The following is a 23105-nucleotide window of genomic DNA, read 5'->3' as shown; positions in this document are numbered from 1 at the left end:
GTCCATCCGGCGCTGCCGGACGAGCCGCGAAACCCGTCTTTGAATTATTTACTTACATATTCCCTGACGGGTTTCCGATTCTCATCCGTCCTTACTAGTGCAGCCCTCAGGTTGAGCGTTGGCTCGACCCCACTTTTTACAAAAAAGACTGATGCAATGGCCCAACAAGCGAAAAAGTCCAAATCCAGACTGTGGTTCCTGGTCCACAGCTGGCTCGCACTGCCGATCTGGTTCTTCGTGCTGATCGTCTGCGTCACCGGCACCCTGGCCGTGGTCAGCCAGGAGATCGTCTGGCTGGCCAACCCCGACGTGCGCGCCAGCCAGCCCGACGACAACGCCGAGCGCCTGAGTTTCCAGCAGGTCCTCGACACCCTGCACAAGGCCGAGCCGGACATGGCGGTGCGCTACATCAGCCAGCCCGATGGCTCGCACTTCGCTCTCAACGTCGCCGTGACCTACCCCGACGGCACCGCGCCGATCCTCTACGTCAACCCGTACACCGGGGCGATCCAGGGCAAGCAGCCGGACTTCAACTTCGAAGGCTTCACCCGCGCCCTGCACGGCTGGTGGCTGGTGCCCTTCACCAACGGCTACAGCTGGGGCTGGTACCTGGTGTCGCTGCTCGGCCTGCCAATGCTTGCTTCGCTGGTCACCGGCCTTGTGGTGTACAAGCGCTTCTGGAAAGGCTTCTTCAAGCCGACCCTGCGCTTCAACCACGGCGCGCGGATCTTCTGGGGCGACTTCCACCGCCTGAGCGGCATCTGGTCGATCTGGTTCATCGCGGTGATCTCCATCACCGGCACCTGGTTCCTGATCCAGGCGATCCTCGCCGACAACCACATCACCATTTCCACGGAGCCGGTGATCCCGGGCATCTCCCGCGAGGACGTGCCGCGCTCGGAAACCACCGCCCCGGTGCCGCGCATCGACGTCGACGAGGCCACGCGCATCGCCTCCGCGCAGGTATCCGGACTCGACGTCAGCTTCGTGATGATGCCCGGCAACGCCTACGGCCACCTCTACCTGGGCGGCCGCGGCTGGTACCCGCTGATGTTCCAGACGGTCAACGTCAACCCGTACACGCGCAACGTCGATGCCTCGTTCCTGATTTCCGACCGCTCGGCCCTGGAGTTCGTCACCGAATCCATGCGCCCGCTGCACACCGGTGACTTCGGCGGCCTGGCGATCAAGCTGATCTGGGCCTTCTTCGGCCTGGTGCTGTCGATGATGGTCCTCAGCGGCCTGCTGATCTGGACCAAGCGCACCGCCCAGGCCACCGCCGCTGCGCTCAAGCGCGCGGAAAAGCCGCAACGGCCGCGCAAGGCCCGCCAGGAAACCGCCACGGAGGTGCAGCTATGAGCCAGACCGCGATCGTCACGCCTTCGCCCCTGAAACAGTGGTGGCTGAAGTGGCGCTTCCACCTGAACATTCTCCTGATCCTGCTGCCGCTGGGCTTCATGCCCAAGTACTTCGCCGACCAGAAGCTGTTCCGCGGCGAGAGCGGCCTGGGCGCGAACATGCTGGAGAACGTCCAGGTCGGCCCGTGGAGCGTCAGCCTCGCCGAACTGCGCGACGAAGCACCACGCCAGGATGGCCCGGCCGGCTACTTCAAGACCTTCAACCTGGCCCTGTGCCAGGCCTGCGTCGGCGAGGTCAAGGCCGTCTACCTGCGTATCGGCAAGCCGCGCAGCCTGCGCGCCGCCGGCACCATCTTCTTCGGCACGCCGTACCGCATGGCCACCAGCCTGCCGGTGCCGGAGCGCACCCGCGGCGACGCCGAGCTGTGGATTACCCTGGAAGGCTGGGACGGTGCCATGCACCAAGCGGCGGTCCCGCTGGCCAAGGCATCCCCGGCCACCCTCGCCTGGCTGAACAAACAAGGAGGCAAATGATGAAATCCAAGGCCGGCAGGCTCGCCCTGCCCCTGTTCCTGCTGTGCCTGGCCGGTCCGGCCCTGGCGCACAACCCGATGTGCCAGTGCGAGCCGGTGGACGGCGACCAGATCAAGTGCACCGGTGGCTTCTCCGACGGCAGCGGCGCGCCCGGGGTGACCCTCGACGTGATCGGCTACGACGAAAGCGTGCTGGTCCCGGGCAAGCTCGGCAGCGACTCGACCCTGACCTTCAAGCGCCCTGCCGGCGAGTTCTACGTGCTGTTCGACGCCGGCCCCGGCCACGTCGTGGAAATCGACCACGCCGACATCGGTGAGCCATGAGCCGGGTCCAGGTGGTACGCCCGGCCGGCGCCGGGCATGAAACCCTGTACGTGGCGCTGGTCGCCCTGCTGATCCTGGTACTGGCCGCCACGGTGGTGAGCCTGCGCGGCGAGCGCGAGGACGAGCCGTCCATCGCCGCCCACCAGCTGGATGCCCGCCGCGACCTCAACGCCGCCGAGCAAGGCATCTACACCGACCTGCGGGTGGCGTTCGACGAGATCCAGGCACGCCGCGCCGAAGCGCCCGGGCTGGCCAGCGTCGAGCTGCTGGCCGAGGAAGGCTTCGCGCCGTTCCTCGCCGACGCCAGCAGTGTCACCCGCGGCGGTCACCAGTGGCGCCAGGTGGATGGCGTCTACCTCGGCCTGAGCCCACGCCCGGACACCGCCGGCAGCTTCCTGCTGCTGGTGCCCGAGGCCCAGGACGGTGCCGCCGACGTCTGGCTCAACCGCGACGCCAGCGCCGCCCTCCCCGCCGAACGCTCCGCCAGCGCCCTGCAGGCCGCCGGCTGGAAACAGATCGCCGCCCACTACGACGCCGGTGTGACCCGCCAGCATCAGCACTGACCCGCAAGGAATGCCCATGCTCCGCTCCGTTCTCGTTCGTGTCCTCAGCCTGTTCGTCGCCCTTGCCCTGCCCGCCCTGGCACTCGCCGAAAACGGCAAGCCGCTGCGCATCGGCATCACCCTGCACCCCTACTACAGCTACGTCAGCAATATCGTCGGCGACCGCGCCGAGGTGGTGCCGCTGATCCCCGCCGGCTTCAACCCCCACGCCTACGAACCGCGCGCCGAGGACATCAAGCGCATCGGCTCGCTGGACGTGGTGGTGCTCAACGGCGTCGGCCACGACGACTTCGCCGACCGCATGATCGCCGCCAGCGAAAAGCCGAATATCGCCACCATCGAGTCCAACGCCAACGTACCGCTGCTCGCCGCCACCGGCATCGCCGCCCGCGGCGCCGGCAAGGTGGTCAACCCGCACACCTTCCTGTCGATCAGCGCCAGCATCGCGCAGATCAACAACATCGCCCGCGAACTGGGCAAGCTCGACCCGGACAACGCCAGGTACTACAGCCAGAACGCCCGCGACTACGCCAAGCGCCTGCGCAAGCTGCGCGCCGACGCCCTGGCCCAGCTGACCGAAGCGCCGAACCCGTCGTTCAAGGTGGCCACCATCCACGCTGCCTACGACTACCTGGTGCGCGAGTTCGGCCTGGAAGTCACCGCGGTGGTGGAACCGGCCCACGGCATCGAGCCAAGCCCGGCGCAGCTGAAAAAGACCATCGACCAGTTGCACGCCCTGGACGTGAAGGTGATCTTCTCGGAAATGGATTTCCCCTCCGCCTACGTCGAGACCATCCAGCGTGAAGCCGGCGTGAAGCTGTACCCGTTGACCCATATCTCCTACGGCGAATACACCAAGGAGAAATACGAAGTGGAAATGCAGCGCAACCTCGACACCGTAGTGCGCGCGATCAAGGAGAACCAGGCATGACCGTCGCCGAACCCGTGGTCGCCGCGCCCTGCGGCCCGTCCATCGACTTCGCCGGCATCGACCTGACCCTGGGCCGCACGCGCATCCTCGACCAGGTCAGCTTCCAGGTCGCCGCCGGCAGCGTGCATGCCATCGTCGGCCCCAATGGCGGCGGCAAGAGCTCGCTGATCAAGACCCTGCTCGGGCAGATGCCGCATCAGGGCCGCCTGGCCCTGGACTGGCCGGACCAGCGTCAGGTGATCGGCTACGTGCCCCAGGCCCTGGAGTTCGACCGCGGCCTGCCGATGACCGTCGACGATTTCATGGCCGCCATGTGCCAGCGCACCCCGGCGTTCCTCGGCCTGTCACGCCGGGTCAGCCCGGCCATCGACGCGGCGCTGGAGCGCGTGGGCATGCTCGACAAGCGCAAGCGGCGCATGGGCGCGCTGTCCGGTGGCGAGCGCCAGCGCGTGCTGCTGGCCCAGGGCCTGATCCCGGCGCCGCAACTGCTGGTGCTGGACGAACCCATGTCGGCGCTGGACGAGGCCGGTATCCAGGTGTTCGAGCGCCTGCTCGGCGAATGGCGCCAGGCCGGGACCACGGTGCTGTGGATCGAGCACGACCTGCAGGCCGTGGCACGCCTCGCCGACCGGGTCACCGGCCTGAGCCGACGGGTGCTGTTCGACGCACCGCCCAAGGAAGCGTTGACGCCCGAGCGCCTGCTCGGCCTGTTCTCCATCCACCCGCGCAGCGAGAGCCTGTGATGAACTACGAAGAATTCCGCCTGATGATCCAGGGCTGGGCCGCGTCCGGCTACCTGCCCGAGGCCCTGGCCTATGGCTTCGTGGTCAACGCCCTGCTCGCCGGCCTGATGATCGGCCCGGTGCTCGGCGGCCTGGGCACCCTGGTGGTGGTCAAACGCTTTGCCTTCTTCTCCGAGGCCGTGGGCCACGCCGCGCTCACCGGCGTGGCCATCGGCATCCTGCTTGGCGAACCCTATACCGGGCCCTACGGCAGTTTGTTCGGCTACTGCCTGCTGTTCGGCATCCTGCTCAACTACCTGCGCAACCGTACCGGGCTGTCGCCGGACACACTGATCGGCGTGTTCCTCTCGGTGTCCCTGGCCCTGGGCGCCAGCCTGCTGCTGATGCTGGCGGGCAAGATCAACGTGCATATCCTCGAAAACGTGCTGTTCGGCTCGGTACTGACCGTCAGCGGCCACGACCTGGTAGTGCTGGGCATCGTCGGTGCGCTGGTGCTGGGCCTGGCCCTGCCGCTGTACAACCGCATCATGCTGGCCAGCTTCAATCCGCAGCTGGCGGCGGTGCGCGGGGTGGCGGTGAAGAGCCTGGACTACCTGTTCGTGGTGCTGGTGACGCTGGTCACCGTCGCGGCGGTGAAGGTGATCGGCGCGATCCTGGTCGGTGCCCTGCTGGTGATCCCGGCGGCGGCGGCGCGGCTGGTCAGCCAGTCGCTGAAGGGCTTCTTCTTCAGCTCGGTACTGATCGCCACCTTCAGCACCCTGATCGGCATCCTCCTGCCCATCGTCTTCGACCTGCCGGTGCCTTCGGGCGCTGCGATCATCCTGGTCGCCGGCAGCTTCTTCGCCCTCGCCGCGCTGGCCCGCGGCCTGGTCCCACGCCTGCAAGGAAACCCGGCATGAACCCGACCCTCAAGCACCTCAGCCTGGCCCTGCTGCTGGCCGGCCTGCCCCTCGCCGCCCACGCCGCACCTGCCGCGAAAGCCGCCGCGCAACAGGGCAGCGGCATCACCGTCCTGGCGTCGTTGCCGGTGACCTATGGCCTCGGCAGCCTGCTGCTGGATGGCACCTCGGTGCAACTGCAGCGCGCGGCCCCGGACAATCTCCCGGCGAGCCGCCAGCCCTCGTATTTCAGCGGGCGCGGCGCTGCCAGCCTGCAGAAAGCGGCGGGCAAGGCCGACGCGGTGATCGGCCTGCGCTCGATCTGGAGCGACGATCCGCTGTACCCGGTGGCGCGCAGGAGCAACATCCGCATCGTCGAGATCGATGCCGCGCGGCCGGTGGACGGTGCGCTGCCGGGCATCGCCGCCCAGGGCGACAACGTGATCGCCGGCTACCCCTGGTTGAACCCGAGCAACATGGGGCGCATGGCCGATGTCATGGCCAACGACCTGGGGCGCCTGTCGCCGGCCGACCAGACGAAGATCCAGGCCAACCTGGCCGGGCTCAAGCGCCAGTTGCTCGACCTCAGTGCCAGCAGCGAGGCGAAGCTGGCCGAGGCCGACAACCTCAGCGTGGTGAACCTGTCGGATCGCCTGGGCTACCTGATTGGCGGGCTGAACCTGGACCTGATCGATCATCCGCAGGTGGTGGACGACAAATGGAGCGAAGAACAGCTCAAGCACCTGGGTGAAGAGCTGAAGGCGCAGGACGTGGCCCTGGTGCTGCACCACAAGCAGCCGCCCGAGGCTGTCGCGCAAGTCATCGCGGCAAGCGGAGCCAGGCTGGTGGTGGTGGATACCGACGGTGCCGATAGCCTGGCCGGGTTGAAGGCCGGGGTGGAGTCGGTGGTGGCGGCCTTGACCGGCAGCAAGGGCTGACAGGCTTTCTGGCTTTTATGACCTCATTGCTGCAGGGAAATCTACACATCTCGATCAAGTGAAGCGCGGCCCCTGTGGGAGCGGGTTCACCCGCGATGACGATGCTGGATTCACCGCCGTCATCGCGGGTAAACCCGCTCCCACAGAATCCGGGTTGCCTTGCTGACTCTGGTCACTCATGTAGCGGCCTAGCGCTTCATGCACCGCTGATAACGCTCATCCACCCGCTTGGCGAACCATGCAGTCGTCAACTGCCGGGTGATCTTCGGACTCTCCAGCCGAATCCCCGGCAACACCTCCCGCGCCACCCGCTTGCCGGCAGCCTTGTCCGCCAGGGCGAAGACCTGCTGGTACAGGCGGGTCTCCTCGAAATCCTCACCCTCGCCCTTCTCCAGTTGCTCGCGAATGGCCGGATTACGCATGCCGAAGCGCTCGCCCAGCAACCGCGCGGCCTTCTCGGTGCTCCCCGGCAGGATCGAGCCATGGGCGATCAAGTCGCCGTCCAGCGCCAGCTTCGCCCCGGTCACACGGTTCAGGGCCGCCTGGAACGCTGCATTGCGGCTGGCATACCAGCCCGCGTTGAAATCAGCAAAACGGTACAGCGGCCGCGAATAGCTGGCCGGATATCCCAACAAGTGGGCGATACCGAAGTACATCCCGCCGCGCCGGCTGAACACTTCCTGGCGAATGCTGCCGTCATGGGCATAGGGATAATCGCGGGCATGGGCCTCGGCGAAATCGATGCTGACCTGCATCGGCCCGCCGGTGCGCACCGGGTTGAAACCGCCGAGCAGGGTCTTGCCCAGCGGCAGCGAGCCGATCAGTTCGTCGTACAGCCCGCTCAGCTCGCGCTCGCTGCGCACCGCAGCCAGGCGCTGGTTCCAGGTCTTGCCGTTGGCGGAGCGGGTGTCGAGGGCAACGTCCACCAGTTTCCTGGGTACGAAGGCCTTGGCCGCGCGACGCTCGATTTCCTCGCGGGCGATGCGCCCGAGGTTGGGGACCTTGGGGTCGGCGCTGAAGGTGGATTCCTGCTCGGTCACCGCCAGCACCGCGCAGATGTTCGACTGGCTGGGGTCGAGCTTCTGCGTGGTGAATGCGGTCTGGATGTCCCGCGCCCAGCCCTGGCGATCGCTCGCCGTGGCCGGCAGCAAGGCCGCGACGCGCGCCTGCACCTGTTGCGGCGAAAGCGCTGGCTCCTGGCCCGTACGCGTGCCGACGCAGCCGGCGAGCAGCGCCAGCAGCCCGAAAGGCAACCAGCGCAGGGCCTTCAGGGTTGCTCCCCGACCAGGAAGGTCTTGCTGATGGTGCGGAATTTCTCGTGGCTGGAACTGCGCATCAGCTCGAACAGGACCATCTCGCGGGTGACGATCTGCGCGCCGCCACCCCGCATGCGCTCAAGACCCGCAGACTTGCTCTCGGCACTGCGACTGTCGCAGGCATCGGCGACGACGAACACCTGCTTGCCAGCCTCCAGCAGTTCGAGGACGGTCTGCAGCACGCAGACATGGGTTTCCATGCCGCAGACGATCACCTGGTCACGGGCCAGCAACGAGGCCGGCAGGCACTCGCCGGCCACGCAGGAGAAATGCAGCTTCTCCACCACCGTGGCCCCCGGCGCGGCTTCCAGCAGGCTGCCGACCGTGGGCCCGAGGCCCTTGGGGTACTGCTCGGAAATCACCGTCGGCAGGCCGAGCTCGGCGCTGGCGGCGAGCAACCAGCGGGTGCGCGCCAAGGTACCGGCGGGGTCGCTGACCGCGCCGATGAGTTTTTCCTGGACGTCGATGACCAGCAGCGTGGCCCGGGAAGCGTCGATCAGCATTGCGCAAGCTCCTTGCAGTCGGAAATGCTGCCGACTATGCGGGCCTGGCCGCCATGACGCAATGGCGGCGCCGCGCGGGCGGCCTCAGGAGGCTGCAGCGGCCATCTTCTGGCGCAGGCTGAGCGGACGCATGTCGGTCCACACCTCGTCGATATACGCCAGGCAGTCCTTCTTCAGGCCGCTCTTGCCTACCGCGCGCCAGCCTTCGGGGATGGCCTTGTAGTCGGGCCAGATCGAATATTGCTCCTCGTGGTTGACCACTACCTGGAACTGGATGTCGTCACGATCGAAAACGGAAGTCATTGCGGCTCTCCTTGTGAGAAAAGGGGGGATTTCCCGTGGCGCGGGAAAACTCATTGGTGAACGAACCCGCGCCAGGAAAAATTAGCCCTTTGCCCTCAGGAGAAATGCACCAGGTAGCTCACCGCCAGATGGTCCGACGGCCCGGGTGCCTCGACCACGCCCGGCTGGACCGGTTCGGTGGTGCCGTTGACCAGGGCGTAATCGAGCATGTGCTCCGGCGCCGTGGCCGGGTGGGTGTTGCCGTTGGCCGGATGGATGCGCGCCAGGCTTTCCGGCGAGACCCAGTTGCCGCCTCCGGTTCCCGGCGGGCGCGGATCGCGGTTGAAGTCACCCAGCACCACGTAGGGCGTGTCGGTGTGCCAGCTGATCTCGCGGATGAGTCGCGGCGCATTGGAACCTCCACCGGACAGGGCATGGACGTTGTACACCGTGACTTCCTGGCGATCCACCGCCCCCTCCCCGCGCCGGCGCAAGCGCAGGCCCAGGGCCGGCCGGGCCACCGGCAGCGTGCCGGACTCCCACAGCCCGTCGGCGACCACCCGTACATCGCGTATATCCAGTTGGGCGCTGGCACGCACCACGATCGCCAGGTTCACGCGCAGACGCTGCACGTCGAGAAAGTAGACCTGGTACGACTCCGGCCGGCTGCCGGTACCGGCGTGCCACAGGTACTGGTCGACCTCCTGGACCATGCCGAACTGGTCCGCCACCTGGGTGCGCACCACCAGTTCGGCGGAACTCGGTGGCGCGCCGGCCTCCTGGATCACCAGCACGTCGTGACGCCTGGCCAGTTGCAGCACATAGGTGCGCCATTTGTTTTCGGCGGTCGCCGCGGTGCCCTGCATGTTCCAGGTGGCCAGGCGCAACTCCAGGCCCACCGCGTCGCTGCGGGCCCGGCCGATCTCGATCAGCGCGTCGCCAGCCTGATGGCGGATGCGGCAGTGATAGTAGTCGCGCAACCCGCCCTGGAGCTGTACCAGCCCCTGCCAGGGCCCGTAGGCGGCACCGATGATCGACTGCAAGGCGCGCAGCGGATCGCCGACATCCAGCAGCAGCGGCCCGTCGTCCGCCAGCAGACCATTCATGGTCAGCACGTAGTGCATGCGATAGAGCACCAGCAGCAACTCGAAGCCGCGCTCGCGGCGTGGCTGGGCCAGCAGGGCAGCGGTGGCCGGGTCGTTGTACAGGCGCCGCAGCAGTGCGGTCATGCGCTGGGCGAAACGGCACTGCTGCGCCTGGTTGGCACTGCGCATGTATTGGCGGGAAATCACGTACGCCAGGTAGGAGGCCGTGGGCTGCGCGTTATAGGGCGACGAGGCGAGCAGCGCAAAGATGTCGAGAAGAATCACTTCGGTTTCGTTGAAGAACACATCGTCGCTCAACCTGTCGACCAGATGGCTGTCGATGTAGCGACGTATGGTGTTGTCGATTGCCATGGGGAGGTCCCGTCGAAGAGTGTGGGATGGCTGGGCGTCAGGGTTTGCCGCGGTAGAGGATGTTGAGCACACCATCCTGCACTGCGGCGCCGATGCTGTTGGTCGCACCGAGGTGGGTGCTGACGGTCACCGGGCCAAGGACATTGCCGTCGTAGGCGTACTGGTGGACGTTGTAGCTGGCACCGGCCTGCGGCGTGTCGCCGCTCGCTTCGTTGAAGAACAGCTTGAGCAGGCCGTTGTGCACCACCGCCGCCGGCGTATCCGGGTAGTCGTTGGGCAACAGCAACTGCGCGCGGGTCCATTGCTGGGAACCGTCGTACTTGAGCAGATGGAAGCCACCGGCGTCAGCCTTGTAGATCAGGTGGATCAGACGCTGGTAGGTGATGGCGGTCGCGTCCAGCCGGGTGGCAATGCTGTAGGTGCCATCGTGCTTCACCACCTCGGCGCGGCTCCACTCGTCGAGGTCGAGGGTGGAGCGGCACCAGAGGTTGGTGGGGCTGCCGATCACGTGATGGAAGAGCTGCAGACGCCCTTCCAGCACCGCCACCGCCGGCGTTCCAGCGACGCTCAGCGCCAGGGTGCGGGTCAGGACGAACAGGCCCGAGGCCTCGTCCAGAGTCAACAGTTCGGTAGTTCCCAAGGTCGTGGGGTAGACCACGTGCAGTTGCTCCTTGAAGACAAAGATGCAGGGCTGCGCCCGCGCGGGGATGTCGCTGACCGTGGCGGGCTCGCTCCACAGGCTGGCATTCGAGGCCCGGCTGATGAATTTGACCCCGTCCAGGTCGCGCACCCCGTCGATGTAGGCGCAGTACAGGCGGCCCTTGAAGTGCACGGCGCGACAGCCCTCCTCGGTCGCCGCGGCGGTCTCGTAGGTGTGATCGAAAATCCCGTGGGGGCTCGAGGTGGTCCATATCTTCTGCATGTAGCGCGCTCCGTCGGTCTGAAGAGGCGCACAGTTCATCAACTTCGCCAGGCGGCGTCTGTCACCGCCAGGGCCGCCAGGCCATGGGACAAGGCGCGGCGCGACACGGCAAAGCGCCGCCTGGCGCTACCGGTTTTCCAAGGGAGTCGTGTCGCGGCGTGCGCTGTCTACACTGAGCCAACCCCTCTGCGAGCCCATGCCCATGAAACGCCTGGCCCTGCTGTTCTGCACTGCCCTCCTCAGCCTGTCGGCGCTGGCCGCCCCGCGCGCGCCCATCCACTTCGGCGAAATCACCTGGGAAAGCGGCAGCTTCACCACCGAGGTGCTGCGCCTGATCGTCGAGCACGGCTACGGCTATCCCACCGACACCCTACCCGGCAGCACGGTGAGCATGGAGGTGGCGCTGGCGCGCAACGATATCCAGGTGATCGGCGAAGAATGGGCCGGCCGCAGCCCGGCCTGGGTCAAGGCCGAGCAGGCCGGCCAGGTCTTCGCCCTTGGCGACACGGTGAAGAACGCCGACGAAGGCTGGTACGTGCCGGAGTTCGTGATCAAGGGCGACGCCGAGCGCGGTATCGCGCCCATGGCCCCGGAACTGCGCAGCGTCGACGACCTCAAGCGCTACGCCAAGGTGTTCGCCGACCCCGAGAGCCCGGGCAAGGGCCGTTTTCTCAACAGCCCCAGCGGCTGGACCTCGGAAACCGTGAACAGCCAGAAGCTCAAGGCCTACGGGCTCGATGCCCTGTACAGCAACTTCCGCAGTGGTTCCGGCGCGGCACTCGATGCGGAAATCACCTCGTCGATCCGCCGCGGCAAGCCGGTGCTGTTCTACTACTGGTCACCGACCCCGTTGATGGGCCGTTTCAAACTGGTGCGCCTGAAAGAGCCGCCTTTCGACCAGCAGGCCTGGGCGACCCTGACCGACGCCAGCAATCCCGCGCCGAAAGGCAGCCGCTCGCTGCCGGCGAAATTGTCCATCGGTGTCTCCAGGGCGTTCCATGAGCAATATCCGGAACTGGTGGCGTTCTTCAGCAAGGTCGACCTGCCCATCGACACCCTCAATGCGCTGCTCGCGCGCATGAGCGAAGAGCGCCAGGACCCGGCCCTTGCAGCGCGGGCCTTCCTCAAGGACAACCCGACGATCTGGCATGCATGGCTGCCGGACGAGGCACGCGACAAGGTTGCCGCCTACCTCGCCGCCCATTGATTGATCCGGCAGCCGTCGCTTCACGGCTGTTCCAGTCGCAAGCCCTCCTGGTGGGTCAGCTCCCGGACCAGGTTGGCTTCGTCAGTGTGCCGCTGGTCGATCAGCGCCTGGATCCGCCCGCTGCTTTGCACCGGCGTGTCGTCGGGGTACTGGTCGACCAGCCCGAGCACGCTGGCCTCGAAGCGCTCGCGGATGGCGGTGAAGCGTTCCACATAGGCCTCGCGCAGGTAGTCGAGCCAGAAGTCGCGCTGCGCGGCATAGCCCAGCAGTCCCTGGCCAGACTCGCCCTCGCGCACCCGTGCCGTGGCGCTGTCCAGTTCGCCGGCATGCAGGTTGGCGGAGCCGGCGTAGAGCATCTGCTGCGGTGCCAGCGGCAGGTCCAGCTCGTTGGCCAGATGCAACCGATAGGCCAGGCGCACTTCCGCCTCGTCACGCCCGCGCGCTTCCAGCCGGGCGATATTGTCCAGTTCCTGCAGGCGGTACAGGCGGCGCATCAGCCGATACAGGGTCGGGCCACGCCGCCCGGCCTCGACGGCACGCAACGCCTGGTGGGTGAACACCAGCACTTCCATCTGGTTGAACTCAAGGCGGATGCCGTCCGGGCAGGTATCGAACTCGCGCAACTGGCGCAGCGGCTCTTCGGCCATGCCATTGAGCACCAGGCGCAGTTCCTGGTCCTCGGCGCTGGCGCCCAGCACCTGCCAGACCCGCTCCACCAGGTCGGGCCGGGTCAGGCCGTTGCGGTACTCGGCGGTATGGCGCAGGCGCCCGATCAGCAGCAGCAGGTCATCGGCATCGTCCGTGGCTTCGAGCTGCTGCCAGAGCTGGCGGCGGCTGTCGCTGACCGGGCCGGCGCGATCAAGCCAGATATCCACGCGGATCAGGTCCGCTTCCGAGGCCCCGCCGGAGCTGGCCCCGCCGGAACTGGACCAGTGGCTGCCGCCCAGGCGACGAATATGCTCCGGCAGGTCCAGGCGGAAGCTGTAGGGGCGCGTCAGCCCCTCGGACAGGTGGGCGGACACCACGGTTTCCTCGGGCAATGGATTGCCCTCCAGGGAAATCTCGCAGGTACCACTGAGGTTGTCCGCGTTCTCCAGGAGGTAGGTCGGCAACGCGGCCAGACGGTTGTGATTGAGGTTCAGGTGCTGGATATGCTCGGGCAGCAACACGTCCAGCCAGGCCGGCCAGCGGGCGATCTCCATGCGTTCCAGGGACAGGTGGCTGAACAGCCGGGCGCCGAAGGCCGCGACATCGGTGATCTCGCCCAGGCGGTTGCCGCTGAGCTCCAGGGACGTCAGCGCCGGCAGGCGCGCCAGCAGGTCGATGCTGGCCTGGCCGACCAGCAACCGGGCATCGGTCACCGACAACTGGCGCAGGCGGTTCAGGTTCGCCAGCCCCGGGGGTAAACGATCGAGGGCAAAGCCGCCGACGCCCAGGTGTTCCAGCTCATGGAAACGGCCGATCAAGCGCTCCAGCTGTTGCGCACTGCCCTGTGGCCGCATCAGTTCCAGGCGGTTGACGCGCTCGAAGAAAAACGCCGGCAAGGCTGCCGGGAAGTCCTCCAGGTGCAGGTCTTCGAGCATCAGCGTCCGCGTGGCCGAGCCGCCGTCCTGGGCCGCCCAGCTCTCCATCAGGAGATCACCCAGGACACGCCGGGCCAACAGCCGCTCGCCACTGCTGCCGACGCTCCCCAACCAGCTTTCAATGGCCCCGGACAAGGCGTCGCGCTCACGCATCATGCCCTGCACGATCGCCTCCACCCCCGGCGGGATCTCCACGTCGAAACGAAAACGCCGACCACGCCAGGTGCCGGCTCGAATACCGATCAGCGCCTGCTGCGAGAGCAGGTTGCCGCGCAGCGACACCCAGGTGCAATGCCCGGCGGTCGCCGGGTTGCGCTGCAGGTGCGGTGGCAGGCCGGTGATGTGGTTATCGCGCAAGGACAGCGCATCGATGCCGTCCAGCGCATCGCTGTCCAGCCACTCTGGCCAGTAATCCAGGCCCAGGCGGTCAAGGCCGAGATAGTCCAGTTGCAGGCTGTCGGTCAGGCGTATCGGCAAGTGACTGGTCCGGTTGCCACTCAAGTCCAGATGACGCAGTTCACTGAGGCGACCCAGTTCATCCAGCACCTCCTGGCCCACCGGCAAGTGCAGGTTGAGCAGGCGCAGTTCGGACAGGCGCGGATAGGCGCCGACCACCACCCGCGGCAGATCATGGACCGAATGGTTCTCCAGCGCGTCGATCTCCAGCGCGGTGACCCGGGGAAAGCGGCGCAGCAATTGCGCCAGGGGATCGACCAGGTGCAGCACGCCATCGGCATCCGCCGTCCTGATCACCGGCGGCAGCGAAACAGCGGACAGCTCCAGCCCTTGCACGCGTAGACGGAACAGGTCCGGCAGGCGCTCGGGAAAGTCCTCCAGCGACATCGCGAACAAGCGCAACGGCACGCCGGTACGACCGATTTCCGGGAGCAGGTTGTCGCGCCAGTGCTGCCACAGGGCAAGCTCGATCAATTGACGATCGCTCGGCGCCGGCCCCTCCCCGGCGGGTCGTGGCGAAATATCGCCCAGCGGCAGCATGCGCTGCAATTGCTCGCGCTCTTCGAGCAGCATATCCAGGCGCAGATCGATGGCATCGGCACTCAACGCGATGCCGCGCAACTGCTGCAGCAGGTCGCGGGAGAACACATCCGGCAGTTCCAGCAAGCGGATCTTGTCCAGCAGGGTGTTCTCGCCCGGCAGGGCCGCCAGGCGCCCGCGCCCGCTCAGCGGGTAGCCGGCACGGCCGTTGGCCAGGCGCATGGGCGAGCGCGCGCCCGGGCGGATCGGCTGCATGTGCAGCACCTTGCGCAGCTCCGGCCGTTGCAGCGGGCGCGCCAGAACCAGCTGGCGCAGGGCCTGGCTGTCTTCGGACGGGAGCAGGCCGAGGGCGCTACGCTGCACCGACGTCAGGGTCCCCAGCACGGCGGCGAACAGATCGACGGCCTCGCTCTCCGGCTCTTCCGCCATGCGGTAGCCATCAGCGCCCTTGACCAGCACGCGCCGATGCACCGCCACGGCCGGGCCGATGCTGTCGAGCAGCGGCCCCTCGGCACGCAGGCCACGGATCTCGATGCGGTACTGCTCGGCCCAGCCCGGCAAGTCCGCCAGGCTGTGCAGGACCAGGCGGGTGCTGTCGTTGTTCGACAGCGGCGCCAGGTACAAGCCCTCGTAGGCCCGTGCCAGGCGCACGGCCTGCAGGTAGTGGCGGGCTTCCTCGGCGAGCCTTGGCGGCACCCGCTGCTGTGCGACGAACAGCGCCCGCTCCTCGGCCGTGGCCTGCTCCAGCAGCTCATGCCCCAGTCGTCGCGGCAGGCCGGGGAAATCGCGCAGGAGCAAGGCCAGCGCCCCACCCGGGGGGTCGACCGGCCCTTGGTAAAGCATGTCGAACAGGCGCACAAAGTGTTCGCCCGCCACGGGTTCTTCAGCGGCCAGCAGCTCGCGGTGGATCTGGTACCGCGCCAGACAGTCCAGCAACAGCGCCGGCGGGCGCTGACCATCGACCAGCGCCCGGCGCAATTGCGACTCATGGCAGCCACTGATCACCAGCATGCGTTGCGCCTCGACCTCGTCCAGGCCCCGGGCCAGCGTTCCCAGGCGGCGGAACAGTTCCAGCCCCGACCACTCCCGCGGCCGATCCAGTTCATGTAGCCAGACCCCAGAGTGCTGATAGCGCAGGCCTGGCCGATAGGCATCGGCACGGCGCGGGTGGCGCAGGTAGAAGCCACCTTCGGCGCTGTGGCCCACCGCGTAGAGACGCCCGTCCAGCGGCAGCCACTGCTTGCCCTGATAGTGGTACAAGCCTTGCGCATCGGGGGTCAGTTCCGCCGGCAGGATGAGGTCGTGGGCAAATGGCCCAAGATCCTGGGTCCACAGACGCAGTCGGCCATCGTCAAGGCGGGCCGGATGCAGCATCTCGGGCATCTCGCGCACCGCCGTTCCCGGCGGCAGGCCCACCGCACCACCCAGGGCCGCGACCATGGCGAGGTTTTCCACCACATCGAACATATAGGCCCAGGCCTGCTCGCCCTCGCCCCGGGTCCACTCGCCGATGCCCTCGTAGACCTCATGGGCCAGTTGGGCGGTGGTCAGCACCATCATCGCCGCGCCGACCACCGGCACCGCGAAGCCCACGCCGTTGAGCACCAGCAGGGCATCCTGGGCGAAATACTCCAGCTTCTCCTCCAGGCTCTTGTGATCCTCTTCGGCGGTCGGGACCGCGACGTACAGGCCATCGTCCTTGAGCCTGGCGACCTTTCGTTCCAGCAGGGCCGCCAGCAACGGCCCCTCCAGCACCTCCTCGCGAAACGGCAGGCTGGCCTGGCGATCGAGCACCTCCTCGTACCATCCCCCCGGATTCCACACCTTGGGATGGAACGCCTGGCGCAGTTTCCCCTGGACCTCGGCCCGATGCCGCAACGGCAGGAACTGCTGCAAAAAGCTCGCGTAGTCCGCTTGCAGCAGACGGTCGCGCAGGTGCCCGCACATATCGTTGAAGGTCGCGAACTCCTTGAGCGGCTCGTCGGTATCGCCCGGGATGTAGAGCACCCTGCTGTCCGGCGCGCTATCCACCGCGCGGTCCAACGCGAACACGACGATGCCGCTCAGCTCGACATTCCACAGGGACAGGCCGGCGCATTCGATGGCGACCCCATCGAGGCTCGCCTGGCCCTTGTCCAGCAGGTCCAGCACCGCCTGGTACAGCGGCTGGCCGATGTGCTCCTGCATGCGAGCCAGGTGCAGGTGCAGGGACAATCCGGTCTGCTCATGGCGCTCGAAGACCCGTCGCCGCTGCTGGATTGCCGCCCGTTGCTGCGCATCGGCAGCCGCCTCGGGATCGAAGTGCTGCCCGATCAGCTCCTGGTAGCGTCGCCCGAGATCGAGCTGGCGACACAGCGCGGCGAAACGATGCGGCGCGATCGGCAATTTCTCGCCGTCCCACAGCGGTTGCCCCGCCCTGGCCTTGAAGATCTGCGCCTTGGTCAGCGGCAGGTCCATGGCGTCCGGCTCGCTTTCCCAGGCTTCGAAGTTCTGCAGGGCCATGCCGAGCAAGGGCCGGCACGCCAGGCGGAAAGCCTTGAAGCTCTCTACCGCCCAGTCCCGCGAGGCACTGAGAAAGGAGTCGTCCTTGCGCATCCTGCGCGGATGAAATAGCCAGGTCTGCCGCACATCCACCTCGACACCCAGCTCGGTCAGCAACAGGCTCTTGAGCAAGGGCTCGGCAAAGCGCTGCGGGTCGGGCAAGGCGCCCAGCCAGGCCTCGACCTGGGTCGCCAGGGCCAGGTGCTCGCGGTAATCGTCGTGCAGCCGCCCGAGTACCCCGGGCATCTGCGTGCTCGCCCGCTCCACCCAGGGCAACGCCGCCAGGCCCTGCTGATGGCTGACCCGACGTGCCTCGGGGGGCGCTTCGAGCAACCATTGCGGTGTGTGTTGCGCTATCGCCAGATAGCCTTGCTGATCTCGGCCCGACGCTGGGTCGGTCGATGCCTCGGATGCTTGCGGTACTGACATGGGAACCACCTGCTGTTGCTGATTGGGCGCTCCAGCCTAGTCAGCACGGGGGTGGCCCCGGAGGCACATAGATAACACCCGGATCGCCGTCGCGATCCGGGTGTGCGCCGCTACAGGCCGGCCCTGGCCTGCTCCAGGGTCAGGCGTTCGAGCAACCGGCGCTCATCGGCCTTGAACTTGTCTTCAAGGGCCCTGATGCGGGTCGCCGATTGCTCCCCCGACTCGTCGGGCCAGATATCCACCGTCGCCAGTACCGCCGCCTCGTAGTCATCCTTGAGCTGGCGGAATTGCTCGGCAAAGGCCTCGCGCAGATAGGCAGTCCAGAAGTCGCAATCGGCGCCGAAGCTCAACAGCCCCTGCCCGCTTTCCTCCTGTTGCAAGCGTTGCAAGGCTTGGTCCAGCTCGCCCGGGGCGATTTCCGCTTCGCTGCGAAACAGCATGCCCCGCGGCGGCACCGGCAACTCCAGTTGCCCAGCCCAGCGCAGGCGGTAGGCCAGGCGCACTTCCTCTTCGTCGCGGGTACCGGCCCGTTCACGGGCGATACGGTCCAGGGCCTGGGCGCGGAACAGGCCACGCATCAGGCGAAACAGTGTCGGACCACGGTTTTCCGTGCCCGCCTCGCGCACGGCCTGGCGGGTATGCACCTGAAGCTCCATCTGGTTGAACTCCAGGCGCAGCCCGTCCAGGCAGGTCTCCTGATGATGCAATTGCAACAAGGGCTCCTCGGCCATGCCGTTGAGGATCAGGCGCAGCTCGTCGTCCTGGTCCGCAGCAGCCAGCACGGTCCAGATCCGCGTCACCAGTTCGGCACGGGTGTTTTCCGAGCGGTAGTCGGCGCTGCGCCGCAACCGCGAAACCAGCTCCAACAGGGAACCGGCATCGCCGCGCTGGGCGATGCGCTGCCACAGCAGGCGGTTCTGCGCATCGATCTCGACATCGCCGGTCTGCCAACTGCTGAGCGGATCTTCGGGCGACGGGCCATCCTCCGCCAGTTGCGGCGAGATCTCCGAATCGGAGGTATGCACCCGAGCCTCCATCGCGGCGATGTCCTCGGGCAAGGTCATGGTGAAGGAGTACGGGCGGTTGGAATGCTGGGAAGTGAAGGCGCGGATCATGGTTTCCCGGCTCAGCGGGTTGTTGCGCAGCGAGATATCCAGGGCACCGTTGTCCACATAGCGGTTTTCCAGAAGCCTCTCCGGCAACTCCACAAGCTGGTTGTCATCCAGCCCCAGCAGTTCGATGCCCTCGGGGATCAGGGTGTCGAGCCAGGCCGGCCAGGTGGATATCTGCATTTGCGCCAGGCCGAGGTAATCCAGGAAACGGCCGTTGAACATGGACACGTCGGTGATCTGCCCAAGGCGATTGCCATCGAGTTGCAACGAAGACAGCAAGGGGATGCGACCCAGGGTGTCCATCGCCGCCTGGTCGATGGTCAGGCCCATGCGCACCAGCGCCACCTCTCGCAAGTGGGCAAGCCGGGTCAGGCCTTCGGGAACCTGCGACAAGACCTGGCGCCCGGCCACCAGGGATAGCTCCGCAAGCAAGGGAAAGCGGCCGAGGAATTCGTCCAGGTCCACCGAGGTGGTGTCGAAGCGGGTCAACTCCAGGCGCCGGACCCGGCTCGGGAAGAACGCCGGCAAGCGATCAGGAAAGTCTGCAAGCACGGCGTCCTCCAGGTACAGCAGTGCGGTGCCGGAGAGGTACAGGTCTTCGCGCCAGAAATCCAGCAACACCCTGGCGAGCCGCCGTCGGTAGGCCAGGCGTTCGGGCGGCAGGGGCCCGTCTGGGCCAGGGCGATAGGCCCACTCCTGCAAGGCGGCATGCAATTGGGTGCGCTCCTGGACAAGGTTGCCCAGGTCGGCTTCAAGCTCGATCGGAAGGTTCAGATCGAAGGCGAAGCGCCGGCGGATCTGCTCGGCAACCCGCAAGTCGAGCAGCGCCTGGCAGTTGAACTGGTTACCCCGCAGCACCACCCGCGTCGGCACCTCGACCGGCTCGGCGTCGTCGAGGATTTCCGGCGGCAGTTCCGCCAGGCGGTTGCCCATCAGCGACAACTCGCCGATCCGCGCCAGCGCCACGGTGTCCAGCCATCGCGGCCAGGCCCCCAGGTCCAGGTAGTCGAGCCCCAGGTAGTCCAGGGTCAGGCCATCCAGCACCGGGATGGGCCATTCGAGCAGGCGACAGCCGCGCAATTCCAGCCAGCGCAAATGCGTCAAGCCGGCCAGCGAACGCATGTCCTGATAGCTGATCATCAACCCGTCAAGCTCGCGCAAGCCCAGGCCACGCAGTTGCGGCCAGGCACGGGCGAGCATTTGCGGTATTCCCACCTGCCATTCGCCGCCTTGGAGGTGCAACGCGGTGATCTGCGCAAACTGCTCGGCGAAAGCCTGCAATTGCGGCTCGCGAATGAGTCGCTCGGAGGGCGCGCCGGCGCTCAGGTTCACCTCGCTCAGTACCACCGAGGCTACCCGCTGACGAAAGAACGCCGGTAACTCCGTTGGCAGATCCGCCAGATGGACCCGCCACAGGTACAGGGGCATTTCCGGGCGCCCGAGCTCCGGCAGCAGGTTGCCCCGCCAGTGTTGCCACAATGCGGCGCCGATACGCTCGCGGCTTTGCTGGTGGGACTCGCCCAGGGTCTGCCTGGCCGACTCCAGGGTCCAGCGATCCAGGCACTGCCCCAACTGCAGCCTTTCTTCGAGCAACTCGTCCAGGCGCCCGGCGATGGCCGTGCGATCCAGGCCGGCACGGTACAACGCCTGAAGGGCATCCTCGGGATACAGATCGTCCAGTTCCAGCAGGCGCAGCTTGTCCAGCAACTCGTCTTCGGTGAAAAACGGCTGGCCCCGCCCGCTGAGGGCATAGCCGATACGCCCGTCCGCCAGGCGCATGGGCGAGTGGAACCCCGGTTTCAGCGCTGGCATGCCCAGCCATTCGCGCAGGCGCTGGCGTGGTGCGACGGGCTGCTCCTGGAGCTTGCGCCGCAGCATCGGTGCATCGTCGATTGCGAGACGGGCACGGAGCGTGACCGGTAGCGCCTCGAACAGTGCCTGGCAGAACTCGCTGGGCAATTGCTGGCGCCAGACCAACGCGATCTCCGACCCTCTGCCCGTGCCGATGCCGGTAAGGCGCGGTCCATCGCTCGCGCCCTGATACAAGCCGATACGCAGGTCCTTGGGCCAATCTGGCAGTGCCTCCAGCCCATGCAGCAAAACGCGGGCGCTGTCAGGATTGGCCTCTACGTCCATATACAGCCCTTCGCAGGCCCGGGCGATGCGCACCTGCTGCTGGTAGAGCCGGGCCTCTTCCGCCAGGCGCAGGGGCACTCGGCCTGCTGCCAGTGTGTCGAGCTCGGACGACGTGGCCGCGGCGACGATTTCCTCGATGATCCCGTTGGGCAGACCGCCGAATTGCCCCCGCAACTGCTGTCCCGCCGCAGACAGGGGCGCCTGCATGCGCTCATAGCTCAGTGCGAAAAGCTCGCCCGTCGACGGGCCGGAGAGATCCTCCAGGTCGTCCAGCGAAGCCTTGCGCATGACTTCCTCCAGGCCCAGGCGGCCCAGGGTGTCGCTCAGCAGCGCCGGTGGCCGGCGCTGCTCCAGCAGGCTCTGGCGCAACTGCGCTTCGCTGACCCCGCTGATGCGCAGCGCCCGCAGGGCCATGGCTTCCGTGACCTCGGCCTCCACCGGGCCGAGGCGGCGGAACAGCTCCATGCCGCGCCAGTGCTGCGGGGTATCCAGCTCGTGCAGCCAGCCGCCATTGCCGTTATGGCGAACCGAAGGCTGGTAGGCACCGGGGCGAGAAGGGTGTTCGAGAACATGGGCCGGTGCCTCGCCAAGCAGACTGCGCACCGAGTAGTAGCGCCCGTCGAGACGCAGCCAGTCACGCCCCTCGTAACGGTAAAGTCCGTTGTCGCCCCGGTGCAATCCATCCGGCAGCTCGATGTCCCAGGCGAACGGCGTCAGGTCCGGCTTCCACAGGCGCACGCTGCCATCGCCCAGGGTCACCGGGCGCATGCTGCGCACCGCCAGCGGCAGGTTGCCGGTGAAGTGCTTCTCCGCGCCCGCCACGACCCCCAGTGCCGCCATCAGCGCCAGGTTTTCCACGACGTCCATGAAGTAGCCCCAGGCCTGCTCGCGCTCGCCCTTGGCCAGGCTGTCGAAGCCCTCGTAGACCTCGTAGCCGAGCAGCGCCGCATTGACCCCCAGCATCACCTGCCCCAGCACAGGCACGGCGAACGCCGCGACATTGAGCACGTTGAGCCCGACGTCAAGGAAATAGCGCACCTTGTCCTCGGTGGACTTGTGGTCCTGCTCGGCAGTGGGCACCGCCTGGAACAGGCCGTCGTCCTTGAGCTGGGCGATCCGCCGGCGCAGCAGGCTATCGAACAGCGGCGCGTCCAGGCCTTGCATGGCCAGGCCCAGGTCGGCCTTGCCGTCGAACTGCTCTTCATACCAACCGCCCGGATTCCACACCCGCGGGTAGAGCAGGCGCTGGATCCGCGCCATCAGGCCAGCACGCTCCCGGGCGGGCACGAAACGCAGGAAGAACGAGCGCCACGCTGGCTCTTTCAGGCGCAGGCGCAGCCAATCCTCGAAAGCTTCGAGGGAATCGAACGCCTGCAACGGCTGCTGCGGTTCTTCCGGCAGGTACACCACTACCCGCCGGCCACGCGGGAACACCACGATGCCCGGCAGTTCAACGCCCAACAGGCTCAGGCTGCTACAGCCGGAGGCCGTGCGGTTGTCGGCCACGTGCAGCAGGTCGTCGTACAGCGCCCGCTCGATCCGGCCCTGGAGCAAGGCCAGGTGCAGGGTAAGGCGAAAGCTCGACTGCTCGAATGCCTTGAACGGCGCCTGGCGGGCGCTCGCCGCAGCCTCGGCGCTCTCGCCCGCCACCGGCTCGGGTTGGAAAGTCGATTGCAACTGGCGTTGGTAGCGGCCGCCGAGGTCCAGGGTGCGGCACAGCATGGCGAAGCGCTCGGGCAGCAGGTCCACCGTCTGCCCGGGCTCCAGAATCCGCCCGCTGTCGCTGCTGAAGATCAGCGAAGGGCGCCGGCCATCGCGCAGGCCGCCCTCTTCGGCCTCGAAGGCTTCGAAGTTCTGCAAGGCGGACAGCAGCAGCGACTGGGTGGCGATCTTCACTACCTGGAAGGCGTTGGCCACCGGGTCGCCAACATCGATGCGCGCGACATCGACGCTCGCCCGCGCGGCGTTGAACAGGAAGGTGTGGCGGACATCGAGGTCGAGGCCGAAGGTGTTTTTCAGCGCCTGGCGCAGCAGCGGCTCGGCGAAGGCTTCGATGCCCGGCAACTGCTCAAGCAACGCCGATACCGCCTTGGCGTGGGTTTGGTGGAGCTGGAAATCGTCGCGCAGCGCCTGGACCACCTCGGGATAGCGGGCGCTGCTGGCCGCCAGCCAGGGCAATACCGGTGGCAACGTCCCGCGCAGGGCATGGCGCTGCTCCGGTGTGCCTTGCACAAGGTCGCGGGGCACGCGCTGGCTGACGGTCTGGTAGTGGATATCGATGGGTTCGGGTGTGTTGGCCGCCATGGGCAAGCCCTCTCGTCCTTGAATGGGGCGTTCAGGCTAATGAGCCGCA

The 23105-nt window shown here is 67.0% G+C and carries 16 protein-coding genes and 1 pseudogene; 9 read left to right on the top strand and 8 right to left on the bottom strand.

What is annotated here, in order from left to right:
• The first annotated feature begins 156 nt into the window (after positions 1 to 156).
• Genes V0R59_RS15630 through V0R59_RS15595 form a run of 8 tightly spaced genes read left to right on the top strand, consistent with a single transcriptional unit; the run spans position 157 to position 6268 of the window.
• Positions 157 to 1359, top strand: a complete 1203-nt coding sequence (locus tag V0R59_RS15630) for a PepSY-associated TM helix domain-containing protein (protein ID WP_330075162.1) — start codon at positions 157 to 159, stop codon at positions 1357 to 1359.
• Positions 1356 to 1892 (top strand): thiamine pyrophosphate-binding protein, encoded by a 537-nt coding sequence (locus V0R59_RS15625; RefSeq protein WP_330075161.1) that lies wholly within the window; start codon positions 1356 to 1358, stop codon positions 1890 to 1892. Before V0R59_RS15630 ends, V0R59_RS15625 begins: the two co-directional genes overlap by 4 nt.
• Positions 1892 to 2215 (top strand): hypothetical protein, encoded by a 324-nt coding sequence (locus tag V0R59_RS15620; protein ID WP_330075160.1) that lies wholly within the window; start codon positions 1892 to 1894, stop codon positions 2213 to 2215. Before V0R59_RS15625 ends, V0R59_RS15620 begins: the two co-directional genes overlap by 1 nt.
• Positions 2212 to 2778 (top strand): DUF6162 family protein, encoded by a 567-nt coding sequence (locus V0R59_RS15615; protein WP_330075159.1) that lies wholly within the window; start codon positions 2212 to 2214, stop codon positions 2776 to 2778. Before V0R59_RS15620 ends, V0R59_RS15615 begins: the two co-directional genes overlap by 4 nt.
• A gap of 10 nt (positions 2779 to 2788) precedes the next feature.
• Positions 2789 to 3709 carry a metal ABC transporter solute-binding protein, Zn/Mn family gene (locus tag V0R59_RS15610; RefSeq protein ID WP_375547377.1) on the top strand — a complete coding sequence of 307 codons (921 nt, stop codon included), beginning with the start codon at positions 2789 to 2791 and terminating at the stop codon, positions 3707 to 3709.
• Positions 3706 to 4452, top strand: coding sequence for a metal ABC transporter ATP-binding protein (locus V0R59_RS15605; RefSeq protein ID WP_330075157.1), 747 nt, complete (start codon positions 3706 to 3708; stop codon positions 4450 to 4452). Before V0R59_RS15610 ends, V0R59_RS15605 begins: the two co-directional genes overlap by 4 nt.
• Positions 4452 to 5351 (top strand): metal ABC transporter permease, encoded by a 900-nt coding sequence (locus V0R59_RS15600; RefSeq protein WP_330075156.1) that lies wholly within the window; start codon positions 4452 to 4454, stop codon positions 5349 to 5351. The genes V0R59_RS15605 and V0R59_RS15600 overlap by 1 nt, the downstream gene beginning before the upstream one ends.
• Positions 5348 to 6268 carry a metal ABC transporter solute-binding protein, Zn/Mn family gene (locus V0R59_RS15595; protein WP_330075155.1) on the top strand — a complete coding sequence of 307 codons (921 nt, stop codon included), beginning with the start codon at positions 5348 to 5350 and terminating at the stop codon, positions 6266 to 6268. The genes V0R59_RS15600 and V0R59_RS15595 overlap by 4 nt, the downstream gene beginning before the upstream one ends.
• A gap of 188 nt (positions 6269 to 6456) precedes the next feature.
• Here V0R59_RS15595 and V0R59_RS15590 read toward each other — a convergent pair whose 3' ends face one another.
• The 5 genes from V0R59_RS15590 to V0R59_RS15570 all read right to left on the bottom strand — a co-directional run bounded on the left by V0R59_RS15590 (position 6457) and on the right by V0R59_RS15570 (position 10748).
• On the bottom strand, positions 6457 to 7521 hold the full coding sequence (locus V0R59_RS15590) for a DUF1615 domain-containing protein (protein ID WP_330075154.1): 1065 nt from the start codon (positions 7519 to 7521) through the stop codon (positions 6457 to 6459).
• Between the two features lie 14 nt (positions 7522 to 7535).
• Positions 7536 to 8087, bottom strand: coding sequence for a hydrolase (locus tag V0R59_RS15585; protein ID WP_330075153.1), 552 nt, complete (start codon positions 8085 to 8087; stop codon positions 7536 to 7538).
• Between the two features lie 84 nt (positions 8088 to 8171).
• Positions 8172 to 8390 (bottom strand): MbtH family protein, encoded by a 219-nt coding sequence (locus V0R59_RS15580; protein WP_330075152.1) that lies wholly within the window; start codon positions 8388 to 8390, stop codon positions 8172 to 8174.
• Positions 8391 to 8485: 95 nt separating this feature from the next.
• The gene (locus tag V0R59_RS15575) at positions 8486 to 9826 is read right to left on the bottom strand and encodes an endonuclease/exonuclease/phosphatase family protein (protein WP_330075151.1); all 1341 of its coding nucleotides are present in this window, start codon (positions 9824 to 9826) and stop codon (positions 8486 to 8488) included.
• A 37-nt stretch (positions 9827 to 9863) separates the two neighbouring features.
• Positions 9864 to 10748, bottom strand: a complete 885-nt coding sequence (locus V0R59_RS15570; protein ID WP_330075150.1) for a hypothetical protein — start codon at positions 10746 to 10748, stop codon at positions 9864 to 9866.
• 202 nt (positions 10749 to 10950) lie between these two features.
• Here V0R59_RS15570 and V0R59_RS15565 point away from each other — a divergent pair, with 202 nt between their 5' ends.
• The gene (locus V0R59_RS15565; protein WP_330075149.1) at positions 10951 to 11955 is read left to right on the top strand and encodes an ABC transporter substrate-binding protein; all 1005 of its coding nucleotides are present in this window, start codon (positions 10951 to 10953) and stop codon (positions 11953 to 11955) included.
• A 20-nt stretch (positions 11956 to 11975) separates the two neighbouring features.
• On the opposite strand, the gene V0R59_RS15560 is transcribed toward V0R59_RS15565, so the two are convergent.
• From V0R59_RS15560 to V0R59_RS31945, 3 genes and pseudogenes are all read right to left on the bottom strand, one after another.
• Complete coding sequence (locus V0R59_RS15560) at positions 11976 to 17504, bottom strand: NEL-type E3 ubiquitin ligase domain-containing protein (RefSeq protein WP_330075148.1); 5529 nt, start codon at positions 17502 to 17504, stop codon at positions 11976 to 11978.
• 110 nt (positions 17505 to 17614) lie between these two features.
• Positions 17615 to 18541 (bottom strand): NEL-type E3 ubiquitin ligase domain-containing protein, encoded by a 927-nt coding sequence (locus V0R59_RS31950; RefSeq protein ID WP_375547378.1) that lies wholly within the window; start codon positions 18539 to 18541, stop codon positions 17615 to 17617.
• Between the two features lie 3498 nt (positions 18542 to 22039).
• Positions 22040 to 23056, bottom strand: a pseudogene (locus tag V0R59_RS31945) (dermonecrotic toxin domain-containing protein); the annotation flags it as partial.
• Positions 23057 to 23105: the final 49 nt, after the last annotated feature.

Origin of the sequence: Pseudomonas ulcerans, assembly GCF_036324125.1 — a bacterium.
Lineage (GTDB): Bacteria > Pseudomonadota > Gammaproteobacteria > Pseudomonadales > Pseudomonadaceae > Aquipseudomonas > Aquipseudomonas ulcerans.
Note: the sequence above shows the minus strand (reverse complement) of the source record. Positions and strands in the feature narration are given on the sequence as shown.

Coding starts and splice junctions, on each gene's coding strand:
- V0R59_RS15560 (WP_330075148.1), bottom strand. CDS start 17,504: ATGTCAGTACCGCAAGCATCCGAGGCATCGACCGACCCAGCGTCGGGC.
- V0R59_RS15575 (WP_330075151.1), bottom strand. CDS start 9,826: ATGGCAATCGACAACACCATACGTCGCTACATCGACAGCCATCTGGTC.
- V0R59_RS15585 (WP_330075153.1), bottom strand. CDS start 8,087: ATGCTGATCGACGCTTCCCGGGCCACGCTGCTGGTCATCGACGTCCAG.
- V0R59_RS15610 (WP_375547377.1), top strand. CDS start 2,789: ATGCCCATGCTCCGCTCCGTTCTCGTTCGTGTCCTCAGCCTGTTCGTC.
- V0R59_RS15580 (WP_330075152.1), bottom strand. CDS start 8,390: ATGACTTCCGTTTTCGATCGTGACGACATCCAGTTCCAGGTAGTGGTC.
- V0R59_RS15595 (WP_330075155.1), top strand. CDS start 5,348: ATGAACCCGACCCTCAAGCACCTCAGCCTGGCCCTGCTGCTGGCCGGC.
- V0R59_RS15605 (WP_330075157.1), top strand. CDS start 3,706: ATGACCGTCGCCGAACCCGTGGTCGCCGCGCCCTGCGGCCCGTCCATC.
- V0R59_RS15600 (WP_330075156.1), top strand. CDS start 4,452: ATGAACTACGAAGAATTCCGCCTGATGATCCAGGGCTGGGCCGCGTCC.
- V0R59_RS15625 (WP_330075161.1), top strand. CDS start 1,356: ATGAGCCAGACCGCGATCGTCACGCCTTCGCCCCTGAAACAGTGGTGG.
- V0R59_RS15620 (WP_330075160.1), top strand. CDS start 1,892: ATGAAATCCAAGGCCGGCAGGCTCGCCCTGCCCCTGTTCCTGCTGTGC.
- V0R59_RS15630 (WP_330075162.1), top strand. CDS start 157: ATGGCCCAACAAGCGAAAAAGTCCAAATCCAGACTGTGGTTCCTGGTC.
- V0R59_RS31950 (WP_375547378.1), bottom strand. CDS start 18,541: ATGGAGGCTCGGGTGCATACCTCCGATTCGGAGATCTCGCCGCAACTG.
- V0R59_RS15565 (WP_330075149.1), top strand. CDS start 10,951: ATGAAACGCCTGGCCCTGCTGTTCTGCACTGCCCTCCTCAGCCTGTCG.
- V0R59_RS15570 (WP_330075150.1), bottom strand. CDS start 10,748: ATGCAGAAGATATGGACCACCTCGAGCCCCCACGGGATTTTCGATCAC.
- V0R59_RS15615 (WP_330075159.1), top strand. CDS start 2,212: ATGAGCCGGGTCCAGGTGGTACGCCCGGCCGGCGCCGGGCATGAAACC.